Below are 20,369 nucleotides of genomic sequence, written 5' to 3'. Positions count from 1 at the left end.
TGATATCTGATGCCGGGGCGCTGCACTGGGCACTGATCGCTGCGGGATTACTGGCCGTTGGGGCCGTGGTATCGTTTATGGTGATGCTTTGGGTGACATCCTTGCTGTTCCCGGCACCATCCGTTACCCTATAGGTCCGGGTAATGGTTTCCGGGTTGCTGTTCCCATCGCTGACATCACTTACAAAAGTAACTGTGGGTGTGCCACAGTTGTCAGCTTCGTCGGTAACTACACTGATATCCGATGCCGGGGCGCTGCACTGGGCACTGATCGCTGCGGGATTACTGGCCGTTGGGGCCGTGGTATCGTTTATGGTGATGCTTTGGGTGACATCCTTGCTGTTCCCGGCACCATCCGTTACCCTATAGGTCCGGGTAATGGTTTCCGGGTTGCTGTTCCCATCGCTCACATCACTGACAAAAGTGACTGTTGGATTTGCGGTACAGTTGTCCGCCTCGTCGGTTACTACGCTGATGTCTGATGCCGGGGCGCTACACTGAGCACTGATTGCTGCTGGGTTGCTGGCCGTTGGGGACGTGGTATCGTTTATGGTGATGGTTTGGGTAACATCCTTACTGTTCCCTGCCCCATCGGTTATCCTATAAGTCCGGGTAATGGTTTCGGGGTTGCTGTTGCCATCACTCACATCACTGACAAAAGTGACCGTTGGATTTGCGGTACAGTTATCCGCCGCATCGGTCACTACGGTGATGTCTGATGCCGGGGCGCTGCACTGGGCACTGATTGCTGCTGGGTTGCTGGCTGTAGGGGCCGTAGTATCCTCTACCGTAATGGTCTGGGTGACATCGGTGCTATTCCCTGCCCCATCGGTTACCCTATAGGTACGGGTAATAGTTTCCGGATTGCTGTTGCCATCGCTCACATCACTGACAAAAGTGACTGTTGGATTTGCGGTACAGTTGTCCGCCTCGTCGGTTACTACGCTGATGTCTGATGCCGGGGCGCTACACTGAGCACTGATTGCTGCTGGGTTGCTGGCCGTTGGGGACGTGGTATCGTTTATGGTGATGGTTTGGGTAACATCCTTACTGTTCCCTGCCCCATCGGTTATCCTATAAGTCCGGGTAATGGTTTCGGGGTTGCTGTTGCCATCACTCACATCACTTACAAAGGTGACTGTTGGGCTTGCAGTACAATTGTCCGCTGCGTCAGTCACTACGGTAATATCTGATGCCGGGGCGCTGCACTGAGCAGTGATCGTTGCCGGATTACTGGCCGTTGGGGCCGTGGTATCGTTTATCGTAATAGTTTGAGTAACATCGGTACTGTTTCCTGCTCCATCAGTTACCCTATAGGTCCGGGTAATGGTTTCAGGGTTGCTGTTGCCATCACTGACATCACTTACAAAAGTAACTGTTGGATTTGCGGTACAATTATCGGCCTCATCGGTCACTACGGTGATATCCGATGCCGGTGCACTACATTGGGCACTGATTGCTGCTGGGTTGCTGGCCGTAGGAGCGGTAGTATCCTCTACCGTGATGGTCTGGGTGACATCCGTGCTGTTCCCTGCTCCATCGGTCACCCTATAGGTTCGGGTAATGGTTTCCGGGTTGCTGTTGCCATCACTGACATCACTTACAAAGGTGACCGTTGGGCTTGTAGTACAGTTGTCCGCTGCGTCAGTCACCACCGCAATGTCGACGGCGGGGACATTGGATGAGCATTGTACGCTCACTGCTGTCGGATTGCTAGCTGTAGGTGGAGTCGTTTCCGCACTATCACCGGTAATGTTAAGACTATTTAGTATCAACTCGGATCGTTCAGTCTCAGCCGTGCAGTATTCCAGTCCGGAGGCCCCAATAGTGGGAGTGTTAGTGAAGTCTTGGGCATGCCATCCGATAAGTGTGGCATCCCAGTTCTCCATCGAGAGCCTACTGCCGTCAAGCATAGCGCCGCCATTGGTCAACTTTCCCAGGTCCCACGAGCCAAGGTCCTGATCAAATGCCGTTGCGTTCTGGAACATCTGGTTCATGTCTGTAACGCTGCTTGTATTCCAGGAAGTGATGTCCACATTAAAGGCGGATGCACCACTGAACATGGAATTCATATCAGTCACACCACCCACATCCCAGGACCCAAGGTCCTGGTCAAAAGCGGTTGCATTGCGGAACATCTCCGCCATACTGGTAACCTTGCTCGTGTTCCAGGAACTAATGTCTGCATTAAAGACGGTTGCGCTATTGAACATGGAATCCATATTGGTCACACTGCTGGTATCCCAATTGCTAATGTCTTGGTTAAATGCGATTGCGCCACTAAAGATCTCGCGCATACTGGTCGCACCGCTGGTATTCCACAAACTGATGTCTCCGTTAAAGGCCCTTGAGCTTCGAAACATACTGCTCATATTGCTCACGCTGCTTGTATCCCAGGAACCAATGTCCTGATCAAAGGCATTTGCACTCTGGAACATAGAGTCCATATTAGTTACCTTGCCCACATTCCAGGAACCGATGTTCTGGTTGAACTTTTCGGCGTGATATAACATCCCTCTCATGTTGGTCACTTTGCTTACATCCCAACCGCCAATATCCTGATTGAAGTTCTGGGCAAAGTAGAACATTTCGTACATGTTGGTGACATTACCCACAACCCAACTACCAATGTCCTGATCAAAATCATAGGCACTATAAAACATACTGTCCATGTTAGTGACATTACTTGTATTCCAACTGCCTATATTCTGGTTGAAAACTGTAGCTTCATAGAACATGTAAGCCATGTTCGTAACCTTGCTTACGTTCCAGTTGCCGATGTTCTGGTTGAATTTTTCGGCCAGTCCAAACATGGACTGCATATCGGTAACACCACCGGTGTTCCATGCTGAAAAATTATTGGTTGCTGTTCCTTCAAGCGAGAAGCACTCGGCGAACATCCAACTCATCTTGGTCACATTGCTTAGGTTCGGTTTGTCGGTCGCCAGCACATCCAGGTTAGTACAGCCCCAAAATGCACCCTCCATAGTGCTCCAGGCTATGCTGCTGCCCCATTGGTCTATGGAAAGCAACTTCTGCCGGTCGCCTGTTTTGTTGAAATGGATACGTTCCAGACTCCCGGCACCGGAAGCCGCGTTGCGAAGGGCAATTTGTATCTCCCCTGCGGTATGGCCATATACCGTTACATCTATGGTAGTGGTTCCGGCCTGATCCGACAATTCATAAGTACCATCACCACCAAGGTCCACATCATAGGTCCCTGTCGCGGGAATTGTAATGGAGTTCGAGTTAGATGAACCGGAATTGGTCGTGTTCCATGTGCTTAAGAATGTGGTTGTGGGGTAGGCCACCACGGTCACCGTGGCATCGCAGCTGTTTTCGTTCCCGTTAGGGTCGGTCACTGTAAGGGTAACTGTGGTGGTACCAATATCAGCAGTCGTAAAGCTACTCCGTGACAATTTTAATAGGACATTTCCACAGGTATCATTTGAACCATCGTCCACAAGGTCAGTTGTCAAAGTGGCTGTACCTTTTGTATCCAGTTGAAGCGTCACCGCCTTACAATTCGATTCTGGTTTGATGGTTTCAGCACTGTCGCCGGTAATATTCAGGGTCAATGCTTCACGTTGGCTACCAGCAGTACAGTAAATCAGGCCGGAGGCGCCAATTGTTGTTGTGTTGTTGAAGCCCTGGCCGTGCCAACCAATCAAGGTAGCGTCCCAGCTGGCAACCGAAAGCCCGCTAATGTCGAGCATTTTATCACCATCCGTCAATTGCCCTATGTCCCATGCACCCAGATCATGGTCAAAGGCAACAGCATTCAGAAACAAAGAGTTCATATTGGTTACGCTGCTGGTATTCCAGGAACCGATATCCTGGTTAAAGGTACCTGCGCCGTTAAACAAGGAGGACATATTGGTCACCTTGCTTGTGTTCCAGTCAGAGAAGTTGTTCGGTATTATCCCCTTCAGTGCAGTGCAGCCGCGGAACATATTGGACATACTGTTAAGGCTGCTCAGGTCAGGAGCGTCCGTCGCTTTAACGTCCAGATAGGAACAGCCGTAGAATGCTCCCTCCATGGAGCTCCAGGATATCGCGCTTCCCCATTGGTCTATAGAGAGCAACTTCTCCTTGTCACCGGAATTGTTGAAGTATATCCTGGTCAGATCCCCATTCCCTGAGGTGGCATTTCGAAGGGCCAATTGTATTTCACCGGCAGTATAGTTATAGTTGGTAACGTCCACCACAATAGTCCCACTCTGGTCGAGCAGTTCATAGGTACCATCATTGCCCAGATCTACATCATAGGTTCCCGTAGCAGGGATAGTTATGGAGTTACTATTCGAGGTACCTGATTTTGCCGTATCCCAGGTGGAGACGAATGTAGTTGCAGGATAGGCCACTACTGTTACTGTCGCGTTACAGGTAGCCGTATTGGAACTGCTGTCGGTCACCGTCAGAGTAACCGTAGAGGTACCAACTGCGGTGAAGGTGTAAGTGTCCAAAGACAGGGACACAGCAGTACCGCTATTATCCGAAGAGTCGTCATCTATGTCTGCGGCGGTAATTGTTGCGCTACCCGTAGCGTTCAGTCGAACGGTAATGTCCTTACATTTCGCCGTGGGATTCGTATTGTCCGCAACGGTAACCGTGGCATCGCATGTATCCGAATTTCCATTACTGTCGTTCACTGTAAGGGTCACAGTGTTAGCACCAAGTTCTAAGGCCGTAAAGCTGGTCTTGGACAGACTCATGGTTACACTTCCACAGCTATCGCTGGAGCCATTATCTACAAGGTCCGATGTTAGACTGGCTGTTCCATCTGTGCCCAGGTAGATTGTTGTTGCCTTGCACACTACCGTCGGCTTAATGGTTTCCAATGCGTCGTTAATAATATTGGAACCAAAGGCCGCACGTTCGGTTTTTGTCTTGCAGTAAACAAGGCCTGAAGCACCGATTGTAAATGCGGGTGTAAGATGGAAGTTCTGGGTATGCCAGCCAATGATGGTGGCATCCCAATTAGCCATGGAAAGCCCACTATTGCTAAGCATATCGATGCCATTGGTTAACACCCCCAGGTCCCAATCTCCGAGGTCCTGATCAAAGGCGGTTGCATTCTGCAGCATCCACTGTTTGTTCGTAACGCTGCCCGTCTCCCAGGAACCAATGTCCTGGTTGAAAGCGCTTGCGCTCCGGAACATTGAAAACATATTAGTCACGCTACTTGTGTTCCAGGAACTAATGTCCTTGTCAAAAGCGCTTGCAAACCGAAACATGGAACTCATATTGCTGACCTTGCTTGTATTCCAGGAACCGACGTCTGCATTAAATAGGGTTGCACCATTGAACACAGACCCCATATTTGTCACACCGGACGTATTCCAATCGGAGAAGCTCGAATTGCCTTTAAGTGACGCGCACCCCTGAAACATGGAACTCATACTGGTCACTTTACTCAGGTCGGGAGCGTCTGTAGCTTTAACATCCAGATTGGTACAGCCCAGAAATGCTGATGCCATTGTACTCCAGGAGATATCACTGCCCCATTGGTCTACAGAGAGTAGCTTTTTACTATCTACCAGCCCCATCATGAATGGATCGAAACTTATCCCATTTAAGGTCCCGTTCCCGGAGTCAGCGTTGCGAAGAGCTATCTGTATCTCCCCGGCAGTATAGCCATAGGTAGTAATATCTATGGTAATGATCCCTGTTTGATCCAGAAGTTCGTAGGTACCGTCATTGCCCAAATCCACATCATAGGTCCCAGTTACAGGGATAATGAAGGAGTTCCCATTGGAAGTACCAGGCCTGGTAGTGTTCCAGGTTGTCACAAACACACTTTTGGGGTCTGTATTGGCCAACACTGTGACCGTGGTCTTACAGGTCTTCGCAGTGCCGCCGCTGTCGGTAACCGTTAGGGTGACTTCGTTATCCCCAATATGGGAGGTGTCAAAATTGCTAGGAGCTACGCCTAGTGAAATCCCACAGCCATCGCTACCGCTGTTCACAAGGTCGGGTGTCAGGGTAGTCGTGCCATTGGGGCCCAGTTGGATTGTCGCCACCTTGCATTGAGCCGTAGGCTGGGTGGTTGCCTTACTATCTCCGACAATGTTAAGCGTCAAGGCTGAGCGCTCCGTAACTGCCCTGCAGTATACCAGACCGGAGGCGCCGATGGCCGCGGTATTAGTGAATTCCTGTCCATGCCAACCGATCAGTGTGGCATCCCAGTTCTCCACTGAGAGTCCACTGCCACTAAGCAAATTGCCCCCATTGATAACCTTTTCCAGGTCCCAGTTCCCAAGGTCCTGGTCAAAGGCAGTCGCATTTTGAAACAAGTTGCCCATATCAGTGACATTGCTGGTGTTCCAGGAACCGATATCCTGATCAAAAAGGCTGGCATTCGTAAACATAAAGCGCATATTGGTCACGCTTTCCGTGTTCCAGGAACCGATATCCTGGTTAAAGGCACTTGCGCTGGCAAACATGCCATCCATCCTGGTTATGATACTCGTATTCCAGGAGCTGATGTCCTGGTCAAAAGACCTTGCCAAAAAGAACATGGAATTCATATCGGTAACACTGCTTGTGTCCCATGAACTGATATCCTGATTAAAGATTGTTGCACCGAGAAACATGCCACTCATATCGGTTACCTGGCTTGTGTTCCAGGAACTGATATCGGCATTAAAGGAGCTCACGCCGGCAAACGTATAGGACATACTGGTCACATTGCTTAGGTCAGGGACATCGCTCGCCGAAACGCTTAGGTTGGAACAACCGTAAAACGCAGCTGCCATAGAACTCCAGGAGATACTACTGCCCCATTGGTCTACGGAAAGTAACTTCTGCTTATCGTTGGCATTGTTGAAATGTATCCTGAAAAGTGCCGTACTCGAAGAGGCGGCATTGCGAAGAGCCACTTGTACCTCCCCGGCAGTTTGGCCATAAGCGGTCACATCTATGGTAATGGCGCCGGTCTGGTCGAATAGGTCATAGATGCCATCATTGCCCAGGTCCACATCATAGGTCCCAACAGCTGGGATGGTGATGGATTTTGCATCGGAGGTGCCGGATTTAGTGGTGTCCCAGGTGGTCACAAATGGGCTAGTGGAATTCTCCACGGTCACTGTAGCCTGGCAGGAGTTAGTGTTCTCATTGGGGTCGGTAGCCGTTAGAGTTACCGTATTTGGACCAAGATCGGCAGTCGTAAAGATTGTTTGGGACAGGCTCAGCGAAACGTTTCCACAGGCATCGTTGGAACCGCTGTCCACCATGGCAGTCGTCAGTGTGGCCGAACCGGTGGCATTCAGTTGGAGCTTTGCCGGCTTACATTGCGCGGTCGGCTCGGTGGTTTCAGCGTTGTCGCCTGTGATATTAAGGGTAAGTGCGGCCCGTTGGGTACCAGCGGTACAGTAAAACAGTCCGGAGGCCCCGATGGTCACGGTATTGGTAAAGCCCTGATCATACCAACCGATGAGAGTGGCGTCCCAATTGGCCATGGAAAGCCCACTACCATTGAGCATATCGGCACCATTTCTCAATCCATCCAAATCCCAATCCCCCAGATCCTGATCAAAGGCTGAAGCACCAGAAAACATACTTACCAAACGGTTCAAGCCGCTGGTGTTCCATGAACCGATGTCCTGATTAAAGCTACTTGCATCCCGAAACATGAAATTCATAGTACCCACACTGCTGGTGTTCCAGGCACCGATATCCCCGTTAAAGGCACTTGCGGCATCGAACATAAAGGACATATTGGTCACGCTACTGGTGTTCCAGTTGGAGAAGCCTGTCATTCCCTGAAGCGATGTACACCGACTAAACATCCTGTACATACTAGTCAGGCTACTCAGGTTGGGGGCGTCGCTCGCCAAAACGTCCAGATTGGTACAGCCGTAAAATGCACTTGCCATGGTGCTCCAGGAAATACTGCTGCCCCATTGGTCCACGGAAAGCAACTTCTTACTGTCGTCCTTATTGTCGAAATGTATCCTGGTCAGGTCTCCGGTACCAGATACGGCATTTCGAAGAGCCACTTGTACCTCCCCGGCAGTGTGGCCGTAAGCGGTCACATCTATGGTAATGGTCCCTGTCTGGTCCAGCAGTTCATAACTACCATCATGGCCCAGGTCCACATCATAGGTCCCCGTAGCGGGGATAGTGATAGAGTTTCCATCGGAGGTGCCGGATTGGGAGGTATCCCAGGTGGTCACGAATACGCTTGTAGGGTCCAGCACGACCACCGTGGCATCGCAGGTGTCTGTGTTGCCGTTAGGGTCGGTCACGGTTAGAGAGACCGTATTCGTACCAAGATCGGCACTCGTAAAACTGGTTTGGGACAGGCTTAAGGCGACGTCCCCGCAAGTATCGCTGGAACCGTTGTCCACAAGGGAGGGATCCAGAGTGGCCGTACCGTCGGTAGCCAGTTCGAGTGTTACCGCCTGGCACTGAGCAGTTGGGTCCGTATCCTCTGGGCTGTCTCCTGTAATATTAAAGCCTTCAGATATCAGTACGGCACGTTCGGCAGTTGCCGTGCAGTAGATCAGGCCAGAGGCACCAATGGCTGGGGTATTGGTAAAGTCCTGGGACTCCCAACCGATCAGCGTGGCGTCCCAGTTGGCAACTGAGAGTCCACTGTTATCAAGCATACCACCGCCATCGGTCAACTTCCCCAGGTCCCAATCACCCAGGTCCTGGTTAAAGGCCGTCGCGTCCTTGAACATAGATAGCATGTTGGTCACCTCAGTGGTGTTCCAGGAGCCGATGTCCTGGTCAAAGCCGCTCGCACCATTGAACATGCCGGCCATATCGGTTACGCCGGATACAAGCCAGGAACCGATGTTCCCATTAAAGGCACTTGCTCCGTTGAACATGTCTGCCATGTCGATCACGCCAGACACATTCCAGGAACCAATATTCTTATTAAAGGCACTTGCGCTATAAAACATGGAGTCCATATTGGTCGCGCTGCTTGTGTTCCAGGAACCTATGTCCTGGTTAAAAGCGCTTGCACCATTGAACATACCAGCCATATCGGTTACGCTGGATACAAGCCAGGAACCGATGTTCCCGTTAAAGGCACTTGCTCCATTGAACATGTCAGCCATGTCGGTCACGCCAGACACAATCCAGGAACCAATATTCTTGTTAAAGGCACTTGCACCTTTAAACATACTACCCATATCGGTCACTCCGCTTGTGTTCCACGAACTAATATCCGCGTTAAAGGTGCTTGCGTAGGCAAACATGTTGCTCATATTGGTCACAGCACTCAAATCAGGGACATCGCTTGCCAATACCTCCAGATTGCTACAGCCGTGAAACGCGTCTGCCATGGTACTCCACAAAATACTTCCCCATTGGTCCACTGAAAGCAGCTTATCCTTGTCTCCGGTATTATTGAACTGAATTCCGGTCAGCGTCCCATTCCCCGAGACTGCATCCCTAAAGGCCAATTGTATCTCTCCTGCGGTATAGCTATGGGTAGTGACATCCACTGTGATGGTCCCGGTCTGGTCCAGCAGTTCATAGCTGCCGTCATTGCCCAGGTCTACATCGTAGGTCCCCACCGCGGGGATGGTAATTGAGTTGCTGTTGGAGGTTCCGGATTTAGTCGTGTCCCATGTGGTGATAAAAGTTGAGAAATCCACCACCGTCACTGTGGCAGAGCAAGTCTCCGTGTTCCCATTGGGATCGGTCACTGTAAGGGTCACCGAATTGGTCCCAATATCGGCTGTCGTAAAGCTTGTTTTGGACAGGCCCAGGGAGACGTCCCCGCAAGTATCGCTGGAACCATCGTCCACAAGGGCGGCGTTCAGGGTGGCCGTGCCGTTGGAATCCAGTTGGAGCTCTGTGGCCTTGCACCGGGCCGTTGGCTTAGCGGTTTCCCCGCTATCGCCAGTGATGTTAAGCGTTAGAGCGGCTCGCTCAGCAGTGGCTTTGCAGTAGACCAGCCCGGAGGCCCCAATGGTCACAGTGTTGGTGAAGCCTTGCCCATGCCAACCAATGAGTGTGTTGTCCCAACTGTCAACCGAGAGCCCACTATTGTTAAGCATAGCGGTGCCATTGGTCACCTTTTCCAGGTCCCAGCTCCCCAGATCCTGGTCAAAGGTAGTTGCACCAGAGAACGTGGACCACATATCTGTCACCTGGCTGGTATTCCACAAACCGATGTCCGCATTGAAGGCGCTTGCGCCATAAAACATATAGCCCATATTTATCACACTACTGGTGTTCCAGGAGCTTATGTTTTGGTTAAAGGCGCTTGCGTCCCGGAACATGGAGTTCATATTGGTCACACTGCCGGTGATCCAGGAACTGATATCCCGGTTAAAAACGGTTGCCTGAAAGAACATTCCGCTCATATCATTGACGCCACTTGTGTTCCAGCTACTGATGTCCCCATTAAAAGCCTTGGTGTAGGCAAACATGCCGGACATATTGCTCACACTGCCCGTGTCCCAGGCACTCAAATCCTGGTCAAAGACATCTGTGGCCCGGAACATATTGAGCATATTGGTCACCCCGGATACATTCCACGTACTGAGGTCCTGGTCAAAGGCGGATGCAAACCGAAACATCCAGCTCATATCCGTCACACTGCGGGTATCCCAGGAGCCGATGTCCGCATTAAAGACACTCGCAGCGGCAAACATGTAGCTCATATCGGTCACACTGGACACATTCCAATTGGAGAGGCTCGCTGTACCCGTGAAAGAACTACTACCGGTAAACATCTCACTCATATCGGTAACCTTGGACACATCCCAGGAACCAATGTCCGCATTGAAGGTTCTTGCCAGATAAAACATCCTGGACATATCCGTTACAGTGGCCACATTCCAACCGGAGAGGCCTGTAGTCCCTTTAAGCGACGAGCAGTTGTGAAACATCTTGGACAAATTGGTCAGGCCGCTCAGGTCAGGGGCGTCGGTAGCCTTTACCTCCATATTTAAGCAGCCATGGAACGCGCCTTCCATAGTGCTCCAGGTTATACCGCTACCCCACTGGTCCACAGAGAGTAATTTACGTCTGTCACCACCATTGTTAAAATGGATCCTGGTCATGGGGTTGGCGCTCGCACTCTGAATGGCCACTTGAATTTGTCCTGCGGTAAATTTGGAACTGGTAGTTGGGTTATCATAGGTAGTCACATCTATGGTAGTGGTGCCGGTCTGGTTCAACAACTCAAAGGTACCGTCATTACCCAGGTCCACATGGTATGTACCTGTGGCGGGAATGGTGATGGAATTGCTGTTAGAGCTACCGGATTTGGTTGTATCCCAGGTGGTGAGAAACAGGTTTTCGGAAAGGAACACTACATTCACTGTGGCGTTACAGCTGTCTGTGTTGCCGTTGGGATCGGTCACTGTAAGGGTGACCGTGTTCGCACCCAGATCAAATATTGTAAAATTGCTTGTTGAAACGCTCAGGGAGACGCTTCCGCAGTCATCGCTGGAACCATTGTCCACCAGCTCAGCCGAAAATTGGTCCCCCAACGTAAAGGTCGCCGTCTTACACTCAGCCGTTGGCTTGGTAGTTTCCGCACTATCACCGGTTATGTTGAGGCTATTTGTTATCAACTCGGAACGCTCCGTTCCGGCCTTACAATAGACCAGTCCCAAGGCCCCGATAGTAGGCGTGTTGCTAAAGTTCTGGCTATGCCAACCGATCAGCGTGGCATCCCAGTTGTCTATAGAGAGCCCACTATTATTGAGCATATCGGTACCAGTAGTCACCTTAGCCATATCCCAATCCCCCAAATCCTGATCAAAGGCGCTTGCGCCATAAAACATATTGCCCATGTCGGTCACCTTGCTGGTGTTCCAGGACCCGATGTCCTGGTTAAAGGTGCTCGCGTCGTAAAACATAGACGCCATATCGATCACGCTACCCGTGTTCCATGAACTAATGTCCTGATCAAATGCGCTTGAACCATAAAACATGGAGTTCATGTCGTTAACGCTAGTTGTGTTCCAGGAGCCTATGTCCTGATTAAAGGCGTTCGCACCATTGAGCATGCCCGCCATATCAGTTACACCAGATACGTTCCAGGAAGCAATGTTTCCGTTAAAGGCGCTTGCACCATTGAACATATCGGCCATATCGGTTACGCCGGATACATTCCAGGAACCGATATTCTTAGCAAATCCACTTGCGCCCTTGAACATGCCGTCCATATCGGTTACCTTGCTTGTATTCCAGTTATTAAAGTTATTCGTTGTGGTTCCCACAAGAGCAGCGCAGCCATTAAACATATCGGATACAATAGTGACATTGCCCAGATCCGGAGCGTCCGTGGCCTTAACATCCATATTGGCACAACCGTAAAAGGCCGCTTCCATGGATGTCCATGAGATGTCACTGCCCCATTGGTCCACTGAGAGTAGTTTCTGCTTGTCTCCAGTATTGTTGAATTTTATGCTGGCAAGGTCAGCATTCCCGGAGGTGGCATTGCGGAGGGCCACTTGTATCTGCCCGGCCGTATAGTTATGGGTAGTGACATCCACAGTAATTTCACCGGTCTGGTCCAACAATTCATAGCTGCCGTCATTGCCCAGGTCTACATCGTAGGTCCCAGAGGCGGGAATAGTGATGGAGTTACTGCTAGACGATCCGGATTTGGCCGTGTCCCAGGTGGTTACAAACACAGTTGTGGGGTCTTCCACGGTCAGCATGGTCGTGCAGGTATTGGTGTTGCTGTTGGGATCGGTCACCGTCAGTGTTACCGTACGCCTGCCAATATGAGTAGTCGTAAAGCTGGTTTGGGACAAGCTAAGTGAGAAGTTTCCGCAGCCATCACTACCGTCATCCACCAGATCGGTTGTCAGGGTGGCCGAGCCGCTGCTGTCCAATCGGAGGGTTACTTCCTGTTGGCAATTAGCCGTTGGTTGGGTAGTCGCGAGACCATCACCAGTAATGTTGGTCATTGAGGCACGTTCCGTATAAGCCTTGCAGTAAGCCAGGTTCAAGGCGCCGATGGTAGGAGTGCTGGTAAAGCCCTGGGCATGCCAACCTATAAGCGTGGCATCCCAACTGTCAGAGGAGAGCCCGCTATTATCGAGCATATTGCTGGCAGAGACCAGTTGTCCCAGGTCCCATGCACTCAGGTCCTGGTCAAAGCCGCTTGCACCCAAAAACATGGCGTCCATACTGGTTACACTGGATACATTCCAGGAACCGATGTTCTGGTCAAAGGTAGTTGCGGAGCGAAACATCCCACTCATATTGGTCACCTTGCCCGTGTTCCAGGAACCAATGTTTTGATCAAAAGCACTTGCCCCATTGAACATATTACCCATATCGGAAACGTTGCTAGTGTCCCAGGAACCTATATTTCCGTTAAAGGCACTTGCCCCATTGAACATGTAATCCATCTCCCCCACGCTGCTGGTGTTCCAGGAACTTATGTTCCCGTTAAAGGCGCTTGCGCCATTGAACATATTACCCATATCGGTCACGCTGGCCGTATTCCACAAACCGATGTTATTCTGGTTAAAGGCACTCGCCCCATTAAACATATAGGACATATCGGTTACACTGCTAGTATCCCAGGAACCGATATTCCTGTTAAAGGAACTTGCACCCTTGAACATGCTGTACATATCAGAAACCTTGCTAGTATTCCAGTTGGAGAAGTTATTCGTTGTGGTCCCTGTAAGTGCCGCACAACCGCTGAACATATGGGACATATTGGTCACTTTGCTCAGGTTGGGGGCATCGGTAGCCAGGACATCCAGATTGGTACAGCCGTAAAAGGCATCTTCCATGGTAGTCCACAATGTGTTTGTACCCCATTGGTCCACCGAGATCAGCTTTGGCCCGTCGCCTCCGTTGGACAAATCGCCGAAGTTTATCCTGGACAGCCCATTGGTGCTGGAGGCGCTCCGAAGGGTCACTTCTATCTCCCCCGCCGTATAGTTGGTATTGTTAAGGTCCTTATATTGGGTAACATTAATTGTAATGGGCCCACTTTGGCTATACAAGTCATAATCGCCATCATTACCTACATCCACATCATAAGTCCCAGTAGCGGGGATGGTGATGGAGTTGCTGTTGGATGAGCCGGGTTTGGTTGTGTCCCAGGTAGTGACAAAATAAGCTGTTGGGGCATAACCCACGATGACGGTAGTCTCGCAAGTGGCTGTGTTGCCATTGGGGTCAGTCACCGTAAGGGTCACAGTATTCACACCGAGGTCTGAGGATGTAAAATCGGTTTTGGACAATTTCAGGCTAACTGTGTCCCCATCATCGAGGCAGTCATCAGTCGAATTGTCGTTCACATCGTCAGTCTTCAGGACGGCCTTGTAGTCGTCGCCGTATTCAAGCAAGACATCCTCCTTGCAATTAGCTGTCGGAGGGGTGTCCTCGGCGCTGTCGCTAATGTTCAGGGTTAGCCTGGCACGCTCCTCGTAGGCCTTGCAATAGACCAGGCCACCGCCGCCGATGGTAACTGTGTTGGTGAAGTCCTGCTTGTCCCAACCAACGATGGTAGCGTCCCAGTTGTCCACAGAGATCCCGGTATTGTCCAGCATTTTATCGGCTTTGGTCACTTGCTCCATGTCCCAGTCGCCCAGGTCCTGGTCGAAGGCTCTGGCGTTCCGGAGTATAGCACCCATATTGGTCACGCTACTAGTATTCCAGGAGCCAATGTCCTGGTTAAAGAGGACTGCACCCTGAAACATGGATGCCATATTGGGGATAGTGCTTACATTCCAGTTGGCGAAACTATTGTTCCCCTTAAGTGAACGACAATTGATAAACATAGCGGATAGTCCTGTTCCAATTCCTGTATGCTTGTTCATTTCGCTCAGATTGGGAACATCGGTTGCCTTAACGTCCAAATTGACACAGTCAACAAATGCTCCTCCCAGTCGGTACCATTTTGTAGTGCCCCATTGGTCTACAGAGAGTATCTTTTCACTATCATTCGTATCATCATCGAACCAAATCCTTACCAGAGTATTCCAATTGGAACCATTTGCCGGCGGGCGGGTAGAATTGCTGCGTATGGCAACCTGTATTTCCCCGGGCTGATAGCCATAGGTGGTAACATCTACGGTCAGGGGACTGTAAACACTCCTTCCCTGATTCGTCAGTTCATAAGTGCCATCGTTGCCTATATCCACATCGAAGGTCCCGCCGAAGGGAAGGCGAATTGAGTTACCATCGGAAGAGTCGCTACTGGTTTTGGTCGTATCCCAGGTGGTGATGAAGTTACTCGAGGAATAGGGCGATATGCTCACTGTAGTTGTGCAAGTGGATACCCTGCCGCTATTATCGGTTACCGTTAAGGTTACCGTTCTATCTTCATTCGAGTCGCTGATGTCAAAACTGGCCGGGGACAAACTCAACGAGGCAATCCCACAGATATCGCTGGAACCGTCATCTATAAGGGCTGGATCCAGGGTCGTCATCATATTACCGCCGATGCCAGGTTCCAGCCGAAAATCCACCGCTGACTTACACTTTGCTATCGGGTCTGTGGTTTCCGCGCTGTCTCCGACGATGTTGACGCCACTACTTATCAGCGCGGCACGCTCGGTACTGGCCGCACAGTAGACCAGAGGGTAGGCGCCGATGGTTACACTGTTGTTGAAGCCCTGGTTGTGCCAACCGATGAGCGTGGCGTCCCAGTTGCCTATGGAGAGCCCACTGTTGTTGAACATCCCAATGCCACTGCCCAGCGCTCCCAGGTCCCAATTCCCCAGGTCCTGGTCAAAGGCGACTGCACTATTGAACATGGAGTTCATATTGGTTACGCTGCCCGTGTTCCAGGAACCGGTGTCCTCTTTAAAACTGATGTCCTGGTCAAAGGTACTTGCAGTCGCAAACATGGAGTTCATCTTGGTCACCTTCCTGGTGTCCCAGGAACCGATGTCCACATTAAAGGAGCTTGCCCAACTGAACATACCTTCCATATCGGTCACCCCGGCCGTGTTCCAGGAACCGATGTCCCCGTTAAAGGCACTTGCACGGGAAAACATGTAGCGCATACCGGTCACTTTGGCCGTGTTCCAGTTGGAGAGGCCTGTCGCTCCCGTGAGTGAGGTACACCCGCGGAACATATTGCCCATATCGGTCACACCACTTAGGTCAGGGGCATCGCTCGCCTTGACCTCCAGATTGGTACAGCCATAAAATGCACCTGCCATGCTACTCCAGGCTATGCTGCTGCCCCACTGATCCACAGAAAGTAGTTTCTGTTTGTCGCCTGTATTATTGAAATTTATCCGGTCCAGGGTCCCGTACTCATTATTCCTAAAGGTCGCATTGCGGAGGGCCACTTTTATCTCCCCCGCCGAATAGTTGTTACGGGCTGGGTCACCATAGTCAATATAATTGGTGACATCCACGGTGATAGTACCGGTCTGATCGAACAGATCATAAGTGCCATCATGGCCAATGTCTACATCGTAGTTCCCGCTGGCGGGGATAGTGATGGAGTTGTTGTCTGAGGTACCGGATTTGGTCGTGTCCCAGGTAGTAAGAAAAGTTGCGTAACCCACCACCGTCACTGGAGTGGTGCAAGTAGATACATTGCCGGTATTATCGGTCACCGTCAGGGTCACAATCCTTGTACCGGAAGTCCTGAAGCTGCTATTGTCGATGACATAGGAGGCAATCCCACAGGGATCACTGGAACCGGTGTCCACCCAATGGTTGGTAATGTTAGCAATGCCATTGGAGTTAAATCCCAGGGTGATCCCAGGATGGCACCTGGCCGTAGGAAGGCTAGGTTCCGCACTGTCTCCGGTGATGTTCAGGGTCAGTGCAGCACGCTCAATGCCTGCCTTGCAATAGACCAGTCCGGAGGCTCCGACGGTAGGAGTGTTGGTAAAGCCTTGGGCATGCCAACCGATAAGCGTGGCATCCCAATTGTCTATGGAGAGTCCACTGTTGTCAAGCATACCACCGCCATTGGCCAACGACCCCAGACCCCAATCCCCCAGATCCTGATCAAAGACGCTTGCGCCAGAAAACATATTGCCCATTTGGATCACACTGCTGGTATTCCAGGAACCAATGTCCACATTAAAGGCAGTTGCACCCTGAAACATGCCGAGCATGGTGAACACGCTGCCCGTGTTCCAGGAACTGATGTCTCCATTAAAGGAACTTGCACCATTAAAAAGGTTTTGCATATAGATTATACTGGCCGTGTTCCAGTTGGAGAAGCCCATCGTTCCCGTAAGTGACGTACACCCGTGGAACATGCTTTCCATACTGGTCGCCTGGCTCATGTCCGGGGCGTCAGTGGCCTTGACCTCCAGATTGGTACAGCCATAAAATGCACCCCCCATACTGCTCCAGGAGATACTGCTGCCCCACTGGTCCACAGATAGCAATTTCAGTTTGTCACCCCCGTTGATGAAACTTATCCTGGTCAGGGTCCCGTTCCCGGAGGCCGCATTGCGGAGGGCCACTTGTATTTGTCCGGCTGTATAACCATAGGTAGTAATATTTAATGTAGTGGTTCCGGTCTGATCCAGGAGTTCATAGCTGCCATCATTGCCCACGTCTACATCGTAGGTTCCCGTGGCGGGGATGGTGATGGAGTTATTATTGGAGGGCCCCGAATTATTCGTTTTCCAGGTGGCGATGAACTCACTTTGGGCAAACAGGCCCGTAGTGGTCCCAAAGAATATTAAAAAGATGAATAAAAGACCTTTCAGGCCCATATGGTAATTTATCCTCATTAACAGATCACGGTATTTGTATGAATCTAACCAGCCCGGGCCACCCGAGATTGAAAAATGGGAAAGGGATACATCGGATCCTGTTGCAAGCGTTGTGGTACTGAATTCAGACCTGGTAACCTGAGATGAGCACAGAAAAAACCTAAGGCGTTCTGAAAACCCCAAACACCCTACTTTGCCCAAAATCCTGGACATTGATTTCCTATAATCTTCCATCTCGATCGGTCCCTAATCGTCCAATCTTTCCATATCGCCCCGCCGGGCAAATCCCTCATTTAAGGCTGGAAGTGCCTTTATGTTTGCCAGGTGGGTAGGTTTCGTGAGGGTATTCCTCTTCAAACGATTACGACACTTTTAAAGTAAAGGTATCGTCTTGGCAGCAAGGCATGAGCACTAATGTAACAAGTGCTGGGATTTATTGTAACAGTCGTCGATATCTAGCGATAATCGGGAATATCGAGATTAGTCACCCGGCGATATTCAGAACAGATTCACAAGAGTAATTCCACCTGGAGAATATGATTCCAAATAACAAGCTTTTCGGCATTTATTCTTCTCCGATATCCTCATTCCATAATTCGGGTTTATCCGCGATAAAATCCTTCATCATTTTTATGCATTCCTCGTCGTTCAGAACTATCACCTCCACGCCATGTGCTCTTAAATGATCTTCGGCCCCTAAAAAGGTCATATTCTCTCCAATGACAACCCTTGGAATTCCATAAAGCAAGATTGCGCCCGTACACATAGGACATGGTGAGAGTGTAGTGTAAATAGTGGATTCCTTATAGACCTTTGCTTCCTGCCTGCCCGCGTTTTCAAATGCATCCATTTCTCCATGAAGGACAACACTACCTTTTTGAACTCTTTTGTTATGTCCTCTTCCAAGAATGGTCCCTTTATGGACAATAACGCTTCCGATTGGAATTCCACCTTCTAAAAGGCCTTTTTTAGCTTGATTAATGGCTTCTTTAAAAAATCTATCCATATTTATTTTTAGCTGTGTTCTGTTCCCTTTTGTTCTTATCGATTCAGGAAGACAATCCCAAGAGCCTGTGCTGTGGTCCCGTCCCCAAATTCTATTTTATAGTAGTACACCCCGCTGGGTAATTTGCCGTCTCCCAGGACAAGGCCGTGGTCGGAGCTACCGTCCCAGTCAGGTGTATCGATATTACCCTTGTAAACCATGGAACCGTTACGATTATAGATCGTCATGCTGTAGTTGGGATAATCTTCCCTCAGCCCGTAAATGGAAAAAGTATCATTAATCCCGTCCCCATTCGGTGAGAACCCCCGCTTTCCGGGATCATCCAGCTTGTTGCAATTCTCCAGGGCAACCCTTACCACAACCTTTTCGGAGACACAACCATCGCCGTTTTCCAGGGCCCCGTAATACATAGCGCCGTCTGCAAGAGGTATATCGCTTTTCAGAGCCGCAGTACCATTCTCTTCCGCATACCAGCGTATGTTGCCGTAACCAGAGGCCATCAGATCCGATACCGTAGGTGTTTCCAATATGCAGAACTGCTGTTCGCTCTTTGTCTTTAGCACAGGGGCCTCCAAAACAAGGGCCACTGTGGTGCCTATACTGGTACAACCATTTACCAGGGTTATGGTAACGGTGAACTCTTCCCCATTTGAAACATTGGTCACTTCCGGATTTTGTATTCCAGGGTCGTTGAATATGGCATCTCCACTACTGGTCCATGACCATGAGGTACCCAAGCCACTTATCTCATTCAACTGAAAAGCGGATCCGCGACAGACAGGTCCGCTATTGGTAACAATAGCCAGAGGCGCAGTAACCTCCTGAATCAGAACCGTCGCGGTGCAGCTGGCTATATTCCCGCCATTGTCCGTTGCGGTTAGGGTTACACTATTCTCGCCGATATCGGAGCAGCTAAAGTCTGTCCTGTCCAAAGCAAGGGACACACCCCCACCTTTGCTGTCATACGAACCGTTGTCTATGTCGGTTACCCCGATGGTTGCACTACCCATGGTGTCCAGTTCCACGATAATGTCCTTGCATATGGCCGTAGGGGCCTGATTGTCAGCAACAGTCACTGTGGTCTGACAGCTTGCTGTGTTACCTTGCTGGTCCGTCAACATCAGCCTTACGGTGTTCTCACCCAGGTCCCTGACCGTAAAGTTACTTGGGGACACTTCCAGGGTGACATTCCCGCAGGCATCACCAGAACCATCGTCCACAAGGTCTGCCGTTAGGCTGGCTTCCCCATTGGCGTTCAATTCAAGGGTTGCCGCCTTGCAAAGAGCCGTAGGAGGGGTGGTGTCCTGAACGGTTACTGTGGCGGTACAGCTTGCCGTGTTTTGGCTGCCATCGGCCACCCTAAGGGTCACCGTGTTCTGCCCTACATCCGAACAATCAAAATCAGCCCTATCCAGGAAAAGCGATACACTGCTTCCACTGTTGTCCCCCGAGCCTTGGTCCACCTCAGAAGGGCTGATCGTTGCACTACCCCTTGTGTCCAGTTCCACGGTGATGTCCTGGCAATTGGCGGTGGGGGCCACCTTGTCCACTACGGTCACCGTGGCCGTGCAGGTAGCTGTATTCTCATTGGCATCCGTCACGGTCAGGGTTACCGTGTTCCCTCCCAGGTCCATGGCCGTAAAGCTACTTGGGGCCACTTCCAGGGTAACGTTCCCGCAGGCATCACCAGAACCCTGGTCAACAAGGCCAGTGGTTAGG

General features: G+C 50.7%; 3 protein-coding genes. All 3 read right to left on the bottom strand.

The genetic code is table 11. The features are described from left to right. On the bottom strand, positions 1-17,662 hold a 17,662-nt coding region (locus GTQ38_RS20775; protein WP_161437512.1), incomplete at its 3' end, for a BspA family leucine-rich repeat surface protein. 547 nt (positions 17,663-18,209) lie between these two features. After that, complete coding sequence (locus GTQ38_RS20770) at positions 18,210-18,650, bottom strand: nucleoside deaminase (RefSeq protein ID WP_161437511.1); 441 nt, start codon at positions 18,648-18,650, stop codon at positions 18,210-18,212. A gap of 35 nt (positions 18,651-18,685) precedes the next feature. Next, positions 18,686-20,369, bottom strand: a 1,684-nt coding sequence (locus tag GTQ38_RS20765; protein ID WP_161437510.1) for a T9SS type B sorting domain-containing protein, incomplete at its 5' end; no start/stop codon positions are given.

It is taken from the genome of Poritiphilus flavus, assembly GCF_009901585.1.
GTDB classification, from domain to species: domain Bacteria; phylum Bacteroidota; class Bacteroidia; order Flavobacteriales; family Flavobacteriaceae; genus Poritiphilus; species Poritiphilus flavus.
Note: the sequence above shows the minus strand (reverse complement) of the source record. Positions and strands in the feature narration are given on the sequence as shown.

Bases quoted from the DNA above. Each gene is read 5' to 3' on its own strand.
- GTQ38_RS20770 (WP_161437511.1), bottom strand. From the start codon at position 18,650: ATGGATAGATTTTTTAAAGAAGCCATTAATCAAGCTAAAAAAGGCCTT.